The 15,330-nt window shown below is 43.5% G+C and carries 8 protein-coding genes, 26 tRNA genes and 1 rRNA gene; 32 read left to right on the top strand and 3 right to left on the bottom strand.

Going from position 1 to position 15,330, the window contains the following annotated elements; genetic code table 11:
* Positions 1-87: 87 nt before the first annotated feature.
* The 32 genes from rrf to ACY8DX_RS17555 all read left to right on the top strand — a co-directional run bounded on the left by rrf (position 88) and on the right by ACY8DX_RS17555 (position 11,816).
* Positions 88-204 (top strand): 5S ribosomal RNA (gene rrf / locus ACY8DX_RS17710).
* 9 nt (positions 205-213) lie between these two features.
* Positions 214-289: transfer RNA gene (locus tag ACY8DX_RS17705), tRNA-Val, on the top strand.
* A gap of 86 nt (positions 290-375) precedes the next feature.
* Positions 376-451: transfer RNA gene (locus tag ACY8DX_RS17700), tRNA-Thr, on the top strand.
* A gap of 6 nt (positions 452-457) precedes the next feature.
* Positions 458-533 (top strand) — tRNA-Lys (locus ACY8DX_RS17695).
* An 11-nt stretch (positions 534-544) separates the two neighbouring features.
* Positions 545-626: transfer RNA gene (locus tag ACY8DX_RS17690), tRNA-Leu, on the top strand.
* A 7-nt stretch (positions 627-633) separates the two neighbouring features.
* A tRNA-Gly gene (locus ACY8DX_RS17685) sits at positions 634-708 on the top strand.
* A gap of 14 nt (positions 709-722) precedes the next feature.
* Positions 723-808 (top strand) — tRNA-Leu (locus tag ACY8DX_RS17680).
* A 21-nt stretch (positions 809-829) separates the two neighbouring features.
* Positions 830-906, top strand: a tRNA-Arg gene (locus ACY8DX_RS17675).
* Between the two features lie 10 nt (positions 907-916).
* A tRNA-Pro gene (locus ACY8DX_RS17670) sits at positions 917-993 on the top strand.
* A gap of 18 nt (positions 994-1,011) precedes the next feature.
* Positions 1,012-1,087, top strand: a tRNA-Ala gene (locus tag ACY8DX_RS17665).
* A gap of 33 nt (positions 1,088-1,120) precedes the next feature.
* A tRNA-Met gene (locus tag ACY8DX_RS17660) sits at positions 1,121-1,197 on the top strand.
* 5 nt (positions 1,198-1,202) lie between these two features.
* Positions 1,203-1,279, top strand: a tRNA-Ile gene (locus ACY8DX_RS17655).
* Between the two features lie 7 nt (positions 1,280-1,286).
* A tRNA-Ser gene (locus tag ACY8DX_RS17650) sits at positions 1,287-1,379 on the top strand.
* A 26-nt stretch (positions 1,380-1,405) separates the two neighbouring features.
* Positions 1,406-1,479, top strand: a tRNA-Met gene (locus ACY8DX_RS17645).
* Between the two features lie 6 nt (positions 1,480-1,485).
* A tRNA-Asp gene (locus tag ACY8DX_RS17640) sits at positions 1,486-1,562 on the top strand.
* A gap of 53 nt (positions 1,563-1,615) precedes the next feature.
* A tRNA-Phe gene (locus tag ACY8DX_RS17635) sits at positions 1,616-1,691 on the top strand.
* A 22-nt stretch (positions 1,692-1,713) separates the two neighbouring features.
* Positions 1,714-1,789, top strand: a tRNA-His gene (locus tag ACY8DX_RS17630).
* 5 nt (positions 1,790-1,794) lie between these two features.
* Positions 1,795-1,868, top strand: a tRNA-Gly gene (locus ACY8DX_RS17625).
* Between the two features lie 14 nt (positions 1,869-1,882).
* Positions 1,883-1,956 (top strand) — tRNA-Ile (locus ACY8DX_RS17620).
* Between the two features lie 9 nt (positions 1,957-1,965).
* Positions 1,966-2,040: transfer RNA gene (locus ACY8DX_RS17615), tRNA-Asn, on the top strand.
* 5 nt (positions 2,041-2,045) lie between these two features.
* Positions 2,046-2,136: transfer RNA gene (locus tag ACY8DX_RS17610), tRNA-Ser, on the top strand.
* Positions 2,137-2,139: 3 nt separating this feature from the next.
* A tRNA-Glu gene (locus ACY8DX_RS17605) sits at positions 2,140-2,211 on the top strand.
* A gap of 513 nt (positions 2,212-2,724) precedes the next feature.
* Positions 2,725-2,800: transfer RNA gene (locus ACY8DX_RS17600), tRNA-Thr, on the top strand.
* 9 nt (positions 2,801-2,809) lie between these two features.
* Positions 2,810-2,902, top strand: a tRNA-Ser gene (locus ACY8DX_RS17595).
* 16 nt (positions 2,903-2,918) lie between these two features.
* Positions 2,919-2,995: transfer RNA gene (locus ACY8DX_RS17590), tRNA-Asp, on the top strand.
* 14 nt (positions 2,996-3,009) lie between these two features.
* Positions 3,010-3,085, top strand: a tRNA-Phe gene (locus ACY8DX_RS17585).
* A 3-nt stretch (positions 3,086-3,088) separates the two neighbouring features.
* A tRNA-Glu gene (locus tag ACY8DX_RS17580) sits at positions 3,089-3,160 on the top strand.
* A 676-nt stretch (positions 3,161-3,836) separates the two neighbouring features.
* Positions 3,837-5,816, top strand: coding sequence for a 1,4-alpha-glucan branching protein GlgB (gene glgB / locus ACY8DX_RS17575; RefSeq protein ID WP_462405705.1), 1,980 nt, complete (start codon positions 3,837-3,839; stop codon positions 5,814-5,816).
* Positions 5,758-6,912, top strand: coding sequence for a glucose-1-phosphate adenylyltransferase (locus ACY8DX_RS17570; protein WP_462405704.1), 1,155 nt, complete (start codon positions 5,758-5,760; stop codon positions 6,910-6,912). The genes glgB and ACY8DX_RS17570 overlap by 59 nt, the downstream gene beginning before the upstream one ends.
* 26 nt (positions 6,913-6,938) lie before the next feature.
* Positions 6,939-7,967 carry a GlgC family sugar phosphate nucleotidyltransferase gene (locus ACY8DX_RS17565; protein WP_462405703.1) on the top strand — a complete coding sequence of 343 codons (1,029 nt, stop codon included), beginning with the start codon at positions 6,939-6,941 and terminating at the stop codon, positions 7,965-7,967.
* A complete protein-coding gene (glgA, locus tag ACY8DX_RS17560; protein ID WP_049669784.1) occupies positions 7,964-9,382 on the top strand; it encodes a glycogen synthase GlgA in 1,419 nt (472 codons plus the stop codon). The genes ACY8DX_RS17565 and glgA overlap by 4 nt, the downstream gene beginning before the upstream one ends.
* A 16-nt stretch (positions 9,383-9,398) precedes the next feature.
* On the top strand, positions 9,399-11,816 hold the full coding sequence (locus ACY8DX_RS17555) for a glycogen/starch/alpha-glucan phosphorylase (protein WP_049669785.1): 2,418 nt from the start codon (positions 9,399-9,401) through the stop codon (positions 11,814-11,816).
* A 36-nt stretch (positions 11,817-11,852) separates the two neighbouring features.
* On the opposite strand, the gene ACY8DX_RS17550 is transcribed toward ACY8DX_RS17555, so the two are convergent.
* The 3 genes from ACY8DX_RS17550 to ACY8DX_RS17540 form a co-directional block, all read right to left on the bottom strand.
* On the bottom strand, positions 11,853-12,608 hold the full coding sequence (locus ACY8DX_RS17550; protein ID WP_462405702.1) for a TraR/DksA C4-type zinc finger protein: 756 nt from the start codon (positions 12,606-12,608) through the stop codon (positions 11,853-11,855).
* Between the two features lie 159 nt (positions 12,609-12,767).
* On the bottom strand, positions 12,768-13,991 hold the full coding sequence (locus ACY8DX_RS17545; RefSeq protein WP_462406874.1) for an ISL3 family transposase: 1,224 nt from the start codon (positions 13,989-13,991) through the stop codon (positions 12,768-12,770).
* A gap of 157 nt (positions 13,992-14,148) precedes the next feature.
* Positions 14,149-15,084, bottom strand: coding sequence for a 1,4-dihydroxy-2-naphthoate polyprenyltransferase (locus ACY8DX_RS17540; RefSeq protein ID WP_462405701.1), 936 nt, complete (start codon positions 15,082-15,084; stop codon positions 14,149-14,151).
* Positions 15,085-15,330: the final 246 nt, after the last annotated feature.

Genomic DNA, 15,330 nt, shown 5'->3' with positions numbered 1-15,330 from the left:
GTTTTGAGAGAGTGAAAAAAGTTTAAAAAAACTCTTGACTAAAGTCAGAAACGATGTTAAAATATTAAATGTCGCTGACGAAAATAGTCTGGTGGCGATGGCGAAGAGGTCACACCCGTTCCCATTCCGAACACGGAAGTTAAGCTCTTCAGCGCCGATGGTAGTTGGGACTCACGTCCCTGTGAGAGTAGGACGTCGCCAGGCACTTAATATGGAGGATTAGCTCAGCTGGGAGAGCATCTGCCTTACAAGCAGAGGGTCGGCGGTTCGATCCCGTCATCCTCCACCATAAAATTTCCATTAAATTCTACTTGAAATTAATTGAAAGAACCGATAAAATAAGAAAGTCTTCGTTAAGAGACTTACACATGATTCGCCGGTGTAGCTCAATTGGTAGAGCAACTGACTTGTAATCAGTAGGTTGGGGGTTCAAGTCCTCTTGCCGGCACCACTTCATGAGCCATTAGCTCAGTCGGTAGAGCATCTGACTTTTAATCAGAGGGTCGAAGGTTCGAGTCCTTCATGGCTCACCATTTATAAAAATGCGGGTGTGGCGGAATTGGCAGACGCACCAGACTTAGGATCTGGCGCCTTACGGCGTGGGGGTTCGACTCCCTTCACCCGCACTTATATGCGGAAGTAGTTCAGTGGTAGAACACCACCTTGCCAAGGTGGGGGTCGCGGGTTCGAATCCCGTCTTCCGCTCCAATGCCAAGTTATATGCCGGGGTGGCGGAATTGGCAGACGCACAGGACTTAAAATCCTGCGGTAGGTGACTACCGTGCCGGTTCGAGACCGGCCCTCGGCACTCTTAGATTTTACCAAGTATGCGCCCGTAGCTCAATTGGATAGAGCGTTTGACTACGGATCAAAAGGTTAGGGGTTCGACTCCTCTCGGGCGCGCCAATTATTCTTTCGGGAAGTAGCTCAGCTTGGTAGAGCACTTGGTTTGGGACCAAGGGGTCGCAGGTTCGAATCCTGTCTTCCCGACCATTCTAACTATTATCATATGGGGCCTTAGCTCAGCTGGGAGAGCGCCTGCTTTGCACGCAGGAGGTCAGCGGTTCGATCCCGCTAGGCTCCACCATTACTTACCTAAACCTAATAGGATTCATATTTTGGCGGTGTAGCTCAGCTGGCTAGAGCGTACGGTTCATACCCGTAAGGTCGGGGGTTCGATCCCCTCCGCCGCTACCAAAATAGGACCTTTAGCTCAGCTGGTTAGAGCAGACGGCTCATAACCGTCCGGTCGTAGGTTCGAGTCCTACAAGGTCCACCACATATATGGAGGAATACCCAAGTCTGGCTGAAGGGACCGGTCTTGAAAACCGGGAGGCGGGTTAAACCGCGCGGGGGTTCGAATCCCTCTTCCTCCGCCATATATCTTTTAAAACATTATTATCGTCGCGGGGTGGAGCAGTCTGGTAGCTCGTCGGGCTCATAACCCGAAGGTCGCAGGTTCAAATCCTGTCCCCGCAATAATATGGTCCGGTAGTTCAGTTGGTTAGAATGCCTGCCTGTCACGCAGGAGGTCGCGGGTTCGAGTCCCGTCCGGACCGCCATTATTACTGTTAGCTCATCGATAAGCATTGAGCAGCATATAAAAAAATGAATTGGCTCAGTAGCTCAGTCGGTAGAGCAAAGGACTGAAAATCCTTGTGTCGGCGGTTCGATTCCGTCCTGAGCCACCATTTAATTAACAAATAACGCACGGCGGTTGTGGCGAAGTGGTTAACGCATCGGATTGTGGTTCCGACATTCGTGGGTTCGATTCCCATCAGCCGCCCCATAGATGCGGGTGTAGTTTAGTGGTAAAACCTCAGCCTTCCAAGCTGATGATGAGGGTTCGATTCCCTTCACCCGCTCCAATTTTTATCATAATGGGCCTATAGCTCAGCTGGTTAGAGCGCACGCCTGATAAGCGTGAGGTCGATGGTTCGAGTCCATTTAGGCCCATATCAATATTCCGCAGTAGCTCAGTGGTAGAGCACTCGGCTGTTAACCGAGCGGTCGTAGGTTCGAATCCTACCTGCGGAGCCATATATGGGGAAGTACTCAAGAGGCTGAAGAGGCGCCCCTGCTAAGGGTGTAGGTCGGGTAACCGGCGCGAGGGTTCAAATCCCTCCTTCTCCGCCATTTGGCCCCTTGGTCAAGCGGTTAAGACACCGCCCTTTCACGGCGGTAACACGGGTTCGAATCCCGTAGGGGTCATAAACCATGTACAATTTGTACATGGTTTTTTCTTTGTTTCTAAAATTCTATCCATTCGGCATATGGCTCTTGAGCAGAGGGAACATTCTATTTTCTCCAGGTGTTAATGATCTAGTCATAGAAGAATGATTATTTAGAAGTAGTTTAAAGCGGCATGAAAAATAAATACAAATTGTATTGGTTGTCGTTCCAGGTTAGAGAGTAGATTGTATTGTATCATTCGAAATAAGATGAAGCATAAAATTAACTAGATGGTTAGACAGCTCTGAAGGCCGTTCTGGGATGAAAGATGATAGAGAGGGTCTCTTTATTTATCTTCATTCTAAAAGCCTTTAAACGGGCTGTTAAGGGCTTTTCTTCTCTCTCCATCACTGAAAGAGAGGTCGTTCTTCTATGCTTCCAGATTATTACGATTCTACGTAAAAATAAAATTAGTATTTCCATATATTTCTGATTGAATTATCCCTAGAAACAGGTTAGAATAATAAAGCAGTCAACGAGAGATTGTTATTTGCCGGTGTAGCTCAATTGGTAGAGCAACTGACTTGTAATCAGTAGGTTGGGGGTTCAAGTCCTCTTGCCGGCACCATGTCATATTGGAGGAATACCCAAGTCTGGCTGAAGGGATCGGTCTTGAAAACCGAGAGGCGGGTCAAACCGCGCGGGGGTTCGAATCCCTCTTCCTCCTCCATAATATCCTTTATATTGGTCCGGTAGTTCAGTTGGTTAGAATGCCTGCCTGTCACGCAGGAGGTCGCGGGTTCGAGTCCCGTCCGGACCGCCATTTACATAAATGAAGGCTCAGTAGCTCAGTCGGTAGAGCAAAGGACTGAAAATCCTTGTGTCGGCGGTTCGATTCCGTCCTGAGCCACCATTCGGCCCCTTGGTCAAGCGGTTAAGACACCGCCCTTTCACGGCGGTAACACGGGTTCGAATCCCGTAGGGGTCATAAGATAAAATTATTAAGAGACATGTACAAATTGTACATGTCTTTTTTTGCGTTCATTTGGCGTGTTAAAGAAGGATGTTGATAATTGAAAACTGCCCGTTAACGTTTCAGGTGATTGTTTCCTATGAGATTACGAAAAGGAGTCAATCCGCAGATAAAAAAGCATTGGTGGCAGCTCATTAAAACCTTTGAATTTGCCCCTCCAGCGTAAATCAACACTTAACAGGGCTTTCTATTTAATACAGCTGAGATGCCAATCTAACAAAAACGTTATTTTGAATTCGCCCAATTGTTAGATAATACGAAGCGTAATATCTAGTATGATAAAAGTAGATAAATAATAACGCAATGATAGTAGAATATGTTCATATTTATTTCTTCCACAGAATTTCAGGCAGGAAGTTGAGAAGATTAAGCGAAATCATTATTAACGAGGTGTATTATTTAGCAAATAAATGTATGCATAATGAGTCTAAATAGGTCTTATGAATGTTTTCAACCTGCTTGATAAAGGGAATATGAAAAAACAACTGACAGGGAGAAATCAGTCGAAAAGGTAAAAAATATGGGTATATAATAAATATTTTAACAATTTTTGCATTTGCGTTATTTATGGGTTAAATAGTTTAATTATTATATTAAGAATACTTTGAAAAAATACTGAAAGGGTGATGATATGCCTCATAATGCACCTACAGATTATCAGATTCACTTATTTCATGAGGGCTCACTATATGATGCTTACAAGCTGTTTGGAGCCCATCTAATTGAGGAAAATAATAAAGTGTTTACCCGCTTTACAGTATTTGCCCCAAACGCCCGCAGCATCCGGTTAGTCGGCTCTTTCAACAAGTGGAATGGCATAGGCTATGAACTGGTGAAAGTATCCGAACAAGGGATCTGGTCTGTCCTCATTGAAGCGAATCTCTCCAATGAAATTTACAAGTATGAGATTGAAGCAATATCAGGTGAAATCCTTCTAAAAAGCGACCCGTATGCCTTCTTTTCAGAAATCAGACCAAATACCGCTTCCGTTGTATATCCGTATGAAACGGATTATACATGGAGTGACCAATCATGGCTTAAGAAGAAATCCAAGAAAAATTGTACAGATGAGCCGCTCTATATTTATGAAATGCATGCGGGAACATGGAAGAAGAAGATAAAGGATGAGGATGATTTTATCCCTAGCAATGAATGTGAGATAGAGTATTTTTATACATATAGGGAGCTAGCATCTGAACTGATTCCTTACATCATTGAGCAGGGCTTTACTCATATTGAGCTTATGCCGCTTACAGAGCATCCCTTTGATGGCTCATGGGGTTATCAAGGAACTGGCTATTACTCACCTACAAGCCGATATGGCAATCCGGATGACTTAAGATATTTCATCGATCAATGTCATCAAAATAATATCGGTGTTTTGCTTGATTGGGTGCCAGGGCATTATTGCAAGGATGCCCATGGATTATTCCTCTTTGATGGAGCCCCGGTTTATGAATACCATGACCATAAGCATCGGGAGAATCCAGTTTGGGGAACGGCTAATTTTGATTTAGGGAAGCCGGAAGTTCACAGCTTCCTGATTTCAAACGCACGTTATTGGATGGACTGTTTCCATGTGGATGGATTCCGGGTGGATGCGGTTGCCAATATGATTTATTGGCCGAATACATATAGTGGCGATATCAATCCATATGCAATCAAGTTTATGAAGACGTTAAATCGTGTACTTAAAGAATATGACCCTTCCGTGCTTATGATGGCAGAAGATTCAACAGATTGGCCAGGGGTAACTAAGCCGGTAACAGAGGGAGGTTTAGGATTTACCCATAAGTGGAATATGGGTTGGATGAACGATATTTTAGAATACATGGAAACGGATCAGCATTTCCGCTCAAATCTCCATCATAAAGTAACATTCTCCTTGATGTATGCCTACTCGGAGCGCTTTATTCTGCCTTTGTCACATGATGAAGTGGTTCACGGCAAGAAATCCCTGCTAGACAAAATGCCAGGAAGCTATGAAGAGAAATTCGCCCAATTGAAATTGTTATTAGGATATATGGCTGCACACCCAGGGAAGAAATTGTTGTTCATGGGTGGAGAGCTAGGCATGTTTTCTGAATGGAAAGATAAAGAACAACTTGACTGGCATCTGCTCAATTATGATTCCCACCGCACACTGAATGAATTCTTTAAGGATTTATTAAAATTGTATAAGCGATCCAAACCTTTATATGAACTGGATGACTGCCCGGAAGGATTTGAATGGATTGATGTCAATAATACCGACCAATCGATCTTCTCTTTTGTACGGAGGGATAAAGGCGGCAATCCATTGATTGTTATCTGTAATTTCAAAAATATTGCTTATGATCAATACAAAGTCGGTGTTCCGGATAAGTATGAATACAAAGAAATATTAAATAGTGATGATCGAAAATACGGCGGAAGCAATCATGTGAATAAAAAGGCTATACCGGCACAGGATGAAGGGTTCCACGGAAAACCATATCATGTCGTTGTGAAGATACCGCCATTTGGTATCACAGTGCTTCGCCCAATTAAAAAACGGAAGGAGTTAAATCAAAATGGCAAAGAAAAAAATCGTGGCAATGCTGCTCGCAGGGGGACAAGGAACAAGGCTTGAGGCTTTAACCGCAGATGTGGCAAAACCAGCTGTACCTTTCGGCGGAAAGTACAGAATCATCGACTTCACATTAAGTAATTGCACCAATTCAGGCATTGATACCGTAGGAGTTCTTACCCAATACCAGCCATTATTGCTTAACTCTTATTTATCAAATGGAAGTGCCTGGGACCTGGATTTACGGGACGGGGGTGTAACGGTTCTTCCTCCATACTCCGCCTCCAAGGAGATGAGATGGTATACAGGAACAGCCAGTGCGGTTTATCAAAACCTGAATTATATCGATCAATATGATCCGGATTATGTCATCATCCTCTCTGGTGACCATATTTATAAGATGGATTACTCCAAAATGCTTGAGTATCATGAGGAAAAAGGAGCAGACGCGACGATCTCTGTAATCGAAGTTCCATGGGATGAAGCAAGCCGCTTCGGTATCATGAATACAAGAGATGATTACTCTGTTGAAGAATTTGAGGAAAAACCGAAAAAACCGAAAAATAATCTTGCCTCAATGGGCATTTACATCTTCAATCGAAAAGTCTTGAAGGAATTCTTGATCAAGGATGCCCAAAATGAACATTCCTCCCGTGACTTTGGAAAAGATATTATTCCGATGCTATTGAAATATAACAAAAAAGTATATGCTTATCCTTTCCAAGGCTATTGGAAGGATGTTGGTACACTTACAAGCTATTGGGAAGCGAATATGGACTTGCTGGATGAAGATTGCGAGTTAAATATGTATGACTACAAATGGCGTATTTACTCTGTTAATCCAAACAGGGCTCCTCAATATTTATCTGAAAAGGCTGTTGTACGTGAATCGCTTATCAATGAAGGCTGTATCGTAGATGGGAAGATTGAGAAATCGGTCTTGTTCTACGGTGCAAGGGTAGGAGAGAACTCATACATTAAGGATTCAGTCATCATGTCTGATGCCATCATTGGCAAGAACGTTGTGATTGAAAGAGCCATCATTCCTCCTGGTGCGGTAATTCCGGATGACCAAGTGATCAAGCCGATTGATGATGAGGATGTCATTCTAGTTAATCCAGAGCTGCTTACAGAAGAGAATGCGATAAAACTATCCTAATATATTGAAAGGCGCTGAAAACGAATATGAATAAATCATTGTTGGGCATTATTGATGCCACGCAAAACTTTGAATCTCTTGATATATTAACGAACCACCGCAATGTTGCCGCCTTGCCAATCGCAGGCCGCTTCCGGCTGATTGATTTCATCCTGTCCAGCATGGTTAATTCCGGCATATCTAATGTGGCTGTCTATCCACAATATCATTTTCGTTCCTTGATGGACCATCTCGGTACAGGGAAGAATTGGGATTTGAACAGAAAAAGAGACGGGCTTTTCTTCCTGCCTGTTCCGCATACGGCGGAAACGAATGGAGAAATCACTTCCTTGGAGCATTTCTCTTATCATATGACTTATCTTGAGAGAAGCGAGCAGGAATATGTGGTTGTCGCAAACAGCCATACAGTATGCAATATTGACTTCAATGCCGTGCTTAAAGAGCATTTGAAGCATGGAGGAGACATTACCGAAGTCAAAAAGGGCAAGATATCCCTTGGAATCTATGTCTTGAAGAAGGATTTGCTCGTGAAATTGATTGAAGAACGTCAGGAGACGGGCTATACATCCGTAAGTGAAGCCGTGCATGATCATTATTCTGGATTCAAGGTCCATGTATTTGAATATGATGGATATTTGGCGGTTGTTGATTCCATTAGCTCCTACTTCCAAACAAGCATGGAGCTATTGAAGGTTGACAACTGGTATCAGCTATTCATGAAGACAAGCCCAATCTATACGAAGGTGAAGGATGAGCCGCCTTCCAAGTACGGCATTGGCTCCAATGTTACTCAAGCGATGGTTGCTAATGGCTGTGTCATTAAGGGAGAAGTTGACCACAGCATCGTTTTCAGAGCGGTTAATATTGACGAAGGTACAACCATCAAAAACTCCATCATCATGCAGAAAACCAAAATAGGCAAGAATTGCAAGCTCGATTATGTCATTCTTGATAAGGATGTGGAGATTGCGGATGGTACAATATTAGTTGGTTCGCCATTCCAGCCAATCGTCATTCAAAAAGGTGTAAAGCAAGGAGCGTTGATGAATTCGTGAATGTTTTATTTATAGTATCTGAATGTGTACCATTTGCTAAATCTGGCGGGCTGGCCGACGTGGCCGGCTCCCTTCCAAAAGAATTGAAGAAACTTGGGCATGAGGTAAGAGTATTGCTTCCAAAGTATGGAACAATCCCTGCCCATTTTTTTGATTCCGCAAAAAAGATTGCTGAATTTGAGGTTCAGCTTAGCTGGAGAAGACAGTACTGCGGAATATTTGAATTAGAATATGAGGGTGTTACGTATTATTTCATGGACAATGAATACTATTTCCATCGTCCTAAATTGTATGAACAATTTGATGATGGAGAGCGCTTCGCCTATTTTTGCAAAGCGGCAGTCGAAACGCTTTATCATATTCCTTTCCTGCCTGACATTATACATACGCATGACTGGCATACAGGCATGATTCCATTTCTTCTTAAGACCCAGCATCAAGATACAAAGCTGGCTAATGTGAAGAATGTATTTACTATTCATAATTTAATGTTCCAAGGAATCTATGAAAAAGGCTTCCTTGGTGATGTACTTGGTGTTCATTATGATTACTTCAATCAAGTGGAGTTTGGCGGATGCGTCAATTTCATGAAGACCGCACTTACTTATGCAGATGCAATTACAACTGTAAGCCCAACGTACAAGGAAGAAATAAAAACGGCGTATTTTGGGGAGCGGCTAGAGGGTATACTGCAATCTAGGGACCATGATTTATACGGCATCGTTAATGGGATTGATAATGATTTGTATAATCCGGAAAACGATTCCTCCCTGCCGTACCAGTTCAGTGCGGCTGATTTGGCTGGCAAGAAAAAGAATAAAAAGAAGCTCCAGGAGCACTTTGGTTTGCCGGTAGATGAGAGTAAGCCGGTGATTGCGGTTATTTCACGATTGACGAAGCAAAAAGGGTTCGATTTAGTCAGAGCTGTCTTCCATGAAATTATGCAGCAGGATGCCCAGTTCATCATGCTGGGGACAGGTGACCCAGAATTTGAGCATTTCTTTGGATACTCAGCTCAGTGGTATCAGGACAAATGCCGTGTTCATATCGGCTTTAATGAAGATCTTGCTCACCAAATCTATGCGGGAGCTGACTTATTCCTTATGCCGTCTAAATTTGAACCATGCGGCTTGAGTCAATTGATTGCGATGCGCTATGGCACATTGCCAATTGTGCGTGAAACAGGAGGCTTGCGAGATACAGTGCAGCCATATAATGAATATACGGGAGAAGGAAACGGCTTTTCCTTTACCAATTTCAATGCGCATGACATGCTTTATACGATCCATCGGGCGCTGTCCTTCTATAAGAAACCAAAGGAATGGAAGAAAATCGTCCAGAATTCAATGGAGAAGGATTATAGCTGGGCACGCTCAGCAGTAGAGTATGAGAGATTATATACAGACTTGATTTAGGGGGCATGATTTTTAGATGTTTGATAATAAAGAACAATTTAAGAAAGCCTTTTTATCCAAGCTAGAAATGTCCGTGGGAAAGAGTTTTGAAGAGACTAGTCTGCAGGACCAATACCACGTGCTAGGCAACATGATTCGCGAATATATCAGCAACAATTGGATTAAAACGAATCAAGTATATCGTACGAGCGAAACGAAGCAAGTCTATTATTTATCGATTGAATTCCTGCTCGGGAGAATCATGGGCAGCAACATCCTCAACCTCGGCATTCATGATGTCGTGGAAGAGGGTCTTGCCGACCTTGGGATAAACCTTGAGGATTTAGAATCGACTGAACCTGATTCCGCTCTTGGTAATGGAGGACTTGGCCGCTTGGCAGCCTGCTTTATGGATTCCCTTGCTTCACTTGATCTTCCAGGTCATGGCTGCGGCATCCGTTATAAATACGGACTGTTTGAACAGAAAATCATTGACGGTGTCCAAGTAGAATATCCGGAGCTATGGCTTCAAAATGGCCAGGTCTGGGAGGTACGTAAATCTGATTTGGCTGTTGAAGTCCCGTTTTGGGGCAAGGTTGAATCTTACTATGACGAGGATGGACGGCTTTGCTTCAAACACCGTGATGCAGAACCAATCATGGCCGTTCCTTATGATATTCCAGTTGTAGGCTATCATACAGAAACGGTGAATACACTTCGTCTATGGAATGCGGAGCCTGCCAATGTTCCATTCCATGATGACATCATGCGTTATAAGCGGGAGACAGAAATGGTATCTGAGTTCCTTTATCCCGATGACGCAGAGGACAGTGGTAAGATTCTTCGGCTGAAACAGCAATACTTCTTAGTGAGGGCAAGTATCGATGCTATTTTAAATACGTTCAGGAAGAAGCAGAAGGATATTAGGCAGCTGCCCGATTATGTATCTATACATATCAATGATACACACCCTGTTCTTGCGATTCCTGAACTGATGCGAATCTTACTGGATGAGGAGATGCTTTCGTGGGAAGAGGCTTGGGACATTACGGTTCAAACGTTTTCTTATACGAATCATACAACTCTTTCAGAGGCATTGGAGAAATGGCCAGTACGCCTGTTCCAGCCGCTCTTGCCTCGCATCTACATGATTGTCCAAGAAATCAATGAACGCTTCTGCAAGGAGTTGTGGGATAAGTATCCGGGTCAATGGCAGCGAATTGAGGATATGGCGATTATCGCCCATGATCAGGTGAAGATGGCTCATTTAGCCTTAGTTGGCACTCATAGCACAAATGGGGTTGCCCATTTACATACGGAGATTTTGAAAAAGAGGGAAATGAATAATTTCTATCAAGTATTCCCAGAGCGATTTAACAACAAAACGAATGGCATTACGCATCGAAGATGGCTCATTAAATCCAACCCAGCCCTTTCCAATTTGATTACGGAATCAATCGGGGATAAATGGATGGTTGACCCTTCATGCTTGAAAGGAGTAGAGTCATTCCAAAATGATGCCGCCTTCTTAGAAAAGCTTGAGAAGGTCAAACATGATAATAAAGTTAAGCTGGCTGAGCGTATCTTCCAGCAAAATCAGATTAAGGTTAATGTGGACAGCATCTTTGATGTGCAGGTTAAACGTCTTCATGCATATAAACGGCAATTATTAAATGTTCTTCATATTATGTATTTGTATAATCGCATGAAGGAAGAGCCGAATTTCCGTCCGCATCCGCGAACCTTTATATTCGGGGCAAAGGCATCACCAGGATATTACTATGCGAAGAAAATCATTAAGCTGATTAACACAGTCGCCGAGAAGGTCAATAATGACAAGACAACGAATGATTATTTAAAAGTTGTTTTCCTTGAGAATTATCGTGTGTCATTGGCAGAGGAAATTTTCCCAGCTTCTGAGGTGAGTGAACAAATCTCTACAGCGAGCAAGGAAGCATCAGGCACAGGAAATATGAAATTTATGATGAATGGTGCTTTAACAATCGGAACGATGGATGGAGCAAACGTGGAGATTCATGAACGTGTTGGCAAGGATAATATCTTTATCTTCGGTATGACCTCTGATGAAGTTATGAATTATCAAGCCCACGGAGGCTATCATTCTTCGGAATATTATATGCTCGACAGAAGAATCCATGAAGCAGTCAACCAGCTTGTGAACGGTTTCTTCCCGAACACAAATGGCATGTTTGACATGATTTATGATTCCTTGCTGATTGAGAATGATCAATACTTTGTTCTCCGTGACTTTGATTCGTATGCGAAGACACAGGAAATGGTGTCAAAAGCCTATGAAGATAAGAAGAAGTGGAATCAGTCAAGCGTAGTTAATATCGCTAACTCAGGATTCTTCTCAAGTGACAGAACAATCTCTGAGTATGCAGATAATATCTGGCATATTAAGCCTGTGAATTCTCCAATTATACAAGCTTAAAGAAGTTGAGCAAGCCCGATTTCGGGCTTGCTTTTCTTATTTCTTCTTATCAGTTACATAGCTGTCCTCTTTACGGTATGGAATATCACCGAGTGGCGATTCGATTCCTTCTTCGTCCAATTCTTCCTCATAAGCCTCAAGCTCCTCATTCCGGTAAACGGTGCGTTCACCATCTGGGCCGTTGCCGACAAAGTCCTCTATGTCATTCGGAGAATCACCTGATCGGTCTTCCTCTGGATACATATCGTCATACTCGCCGCTGTTATTGGCCATGTCGGACGGTGTTTCAGATGTTCCGTACCGAGCAGCATCCCCGAAGCTGTCACGGTAATCCTCGATTCGCGGGTCATAGGTGCGCTGCATGGAATCCTTTCTAGGGTCCTTGATTATACTTTCCTCGCTTGGCCGTTTTTCATCGGAGCGCCGGTCTGCGGCCTCTGCATGCTCTATGCAATAAAGGGTATTCGGAATGGCCTCCAGTCGTTCGAAAGGAATCTCCTGTCCGCATTCCCGGCATTTCCCGTAGGTCCCCTCATCAATGGCCTTTAATGCATCATCAATTCTATTTACTTGCTCTTCTTCATGAACATGAAGTGCGATATCCTTCTCCCGCTCAAATAATTCAGTTCCGAGGTCTGCAGGGTGATTATCATAGGCTGATAGCTCACTGACAGACTCTCTCTCGCTTAAATCCATACGGGAGTTCTTCCCGGACTGAATCTTTTCCAAGAGTTCAGATTTTTGGTCTTCCAATCTATCTTTCAACTGATTGATTTGGTCCTTTGAAATCATATTCTCACGTCCTTCTCGTATTTTATCAGATATATTTGGCAGATTATGTGTTAGTAGCCTGTATCATACAATACCCTGCGAGAATCGAAGGAAACCTTGCAGACTAAAAGAAAAAGGTTCTTTTTCAAGTGTTGGGGTAGAGTCTTTTTGCTCTATCCCTTATCCTAATGAATCGCCGATGTTTTTATATTGATGATGGAGAAGGATTCTCGCGCGGAATCGGGTGAAATTCCGATAGCCAAATCCATTCCGTTTCATGACCTTTGTCAAATTGTTTAAGCCTTCCACAAACCCATTCGAGTAATTGAACTCGAAGCGATTTAAGATTTCTCTTTCCCAGTTTCGATACGTTTGGACTGTCTTGCTCAATTCAGGAATGCCACTCTCTTCTACCTTCTGATAGAACTTGCGAAGTTCTTTCTGCGTCTCCACAATCCCATTTTCTCCATTTTCTTTTGCCTTATAAAACCAAGTATAAAAGGCTTCCTTGAGCTCATACGCTTTCTGGAGCTCAGGGGAAAAGCTGAAGTATCGCTGAAGAAGCCATTGGTCTTTCTCCGTTAATTTATGAGCAGCTTTATGAAAGATATAGCGGGCTTTCTTGCATTTCTTTCGGTCATATTCATGCCACCTGGCCTGTTCCCTCACTCGAACCCGATCCAGCGCCCAATTCATATATCGCACAAAGTGAAAGCTATCCGCCACAATGATGGGACGATCCAACGCCTGTTGAACCGCCGCTTTAAAGGCCTGGCTCATGTCCATGACCACCACTTTCACCTTCGCGCCGTATTGGCGCAAATAGTCCTTGATGGTGTCCTTTCGCCGGTTTGGTAGGATGTCAATTGGCTCGCGAGTCTCGGCATTTGCGATGATGAGCTGGTACTTTTCCTTGCCTGTATTCCCCTTGAATTCATCAATGGCAATCACTTCTGGTAAGGCTGACTTCCCCTTCATGGAGGACGGGACAATGGCATCAAACCGCCGGATGATGGTACTGACGGATGTGTGGTATTGAGCGGCGATTTCCTTGAATGTCTTCGCTTTGATGGCTCGTATTTGTACTTGTTGGTTCCATTCTTTTGAGAAGCGTTGATACCGATCGACAAACGGATTCTGTTCGGCAAACCTTTTCCCGCATTGACAGGCATACCGGCGTTTACGATACTGGAGAATCGTTGGTCGTTCCGCCATTTTCAGATGTCGAACGGACTGGATGCGATAATCATGAACCTTCCCTGTTTTCTCGCCGCATCTTGGACAAATATGCGGGGTCAGGGGCATCTCCACGGTCATTTCAAAAACACCATGATCATTTACCTTGGACTTTATCACCTTAACGTCTTCTAAACCTGGCAATGTTATGTTAAAATTCAAGAGCACACATCTCCTTTTCGACTTGTTTCTCGACAATTCAAGTATAAGAAAAGTGGAGCATGTGTGCTCTTTTTTTATGTCCGTTTTTTGTGGACACCCCAACATTTAGTATAGAACCAAGAAAAAGACCTCCCTATATGAGGAGATCTTTCTTGTATGTCGGCTATAAGATGAAGCCAATCAGCATGCCAAGTGCGAACAAAAGGCCATAGAAAGTGTTAGTTTGGCCGGTTGCTTTCATCGCGGGCATCATCTCATGCGGAGCCTGTTTACCCTTAAAGCCTTTGACTGCCTTTATTGCCTTTGGAATACTGAGAAGAACGAGCAATGTCCATGCAGAGGTTATCCCGAGAGCAATTAAGACAAATGCCCAAATATAGGAGATAACAAACATGGAGGCTAAGAGAATGACTGCCTTGTCATGACCAATTAAGATAGCAATTGTCCTGCGGCCGCCTTTTTGGTCTCCGATACGATCACGGATATTATTGGACAGCATAATAGCCCCGACTGTTAAGAAGAATGGCACCGTAATCAGCCAAGCATCATACGTAACGGCTCCAACTTGTATGAAGAAGGAGATGATGATGATTAACGCGCCCATGAAAAAGCCTGATGTCAGCTCGCCTAGTGGCGTGTAGGCAATTGGGAATGGCCCGCCGGTATAGAAATAGCCCATAGACATGGATAAAAGGCCAATTACGACAAGCCACCAGCTGCTGTTGGCGCAAATATAGGCTCCTAGCAGGATGGAAATTCCGTATAAGGATAAAGCCAAAGTCAGAATGGCTTTTGGAGAAATTCCTTCCCGAACGATGCCGCCGCCGATTCCAATGGATTCCTCCGTATCAAGGCCGCGCTTGAAATCGTAATATTCATTGAACAGATTGGTCGCGATTTGGATGAGCAGGGCGGCTGCCAGCATCGCGAAAAATAGCCCCCAGTGAAGAGATTCAACATGCTGATGGGCCAGGGCTGTTCCGACTAATACTGGCGTGAAGCCGGCTGTTAAAGTATGAGGTCTCGTTAATTTCCACCATACACGCCAGTCTTTCTTTCGGTAGTGAATCTTCTCGGTTTTGGTCGAGAGATGTTCCATAATGGTAAACTCCTTTACGCTAAAAATAACTAGCGAACGATGGCAAGGAAACATGATAAACTAATTATAAATTCCATTTAATCTAATAGTTCATATTTGAAGCATTACCCCATCCACTATAATATACTAAAAATAGTGTAGAGAAACGGCGGGGGAAGTGTCAATGTTTTTATAGCGTCTGTTCTCTTTTGGATGGAAGGGCTTTTCTTAGTAGAAATGAAAAGCAAATCATCCTGTTATACAAAA

It is taken from the genome of Gracilibacillus sp. Marseille-QA3620 (assembly GCF_054950035.1).
Note: the sequence above shows the minus strand (reverse complement) of the source record. Positions and strands in the feature narration are given on the sequence as shown.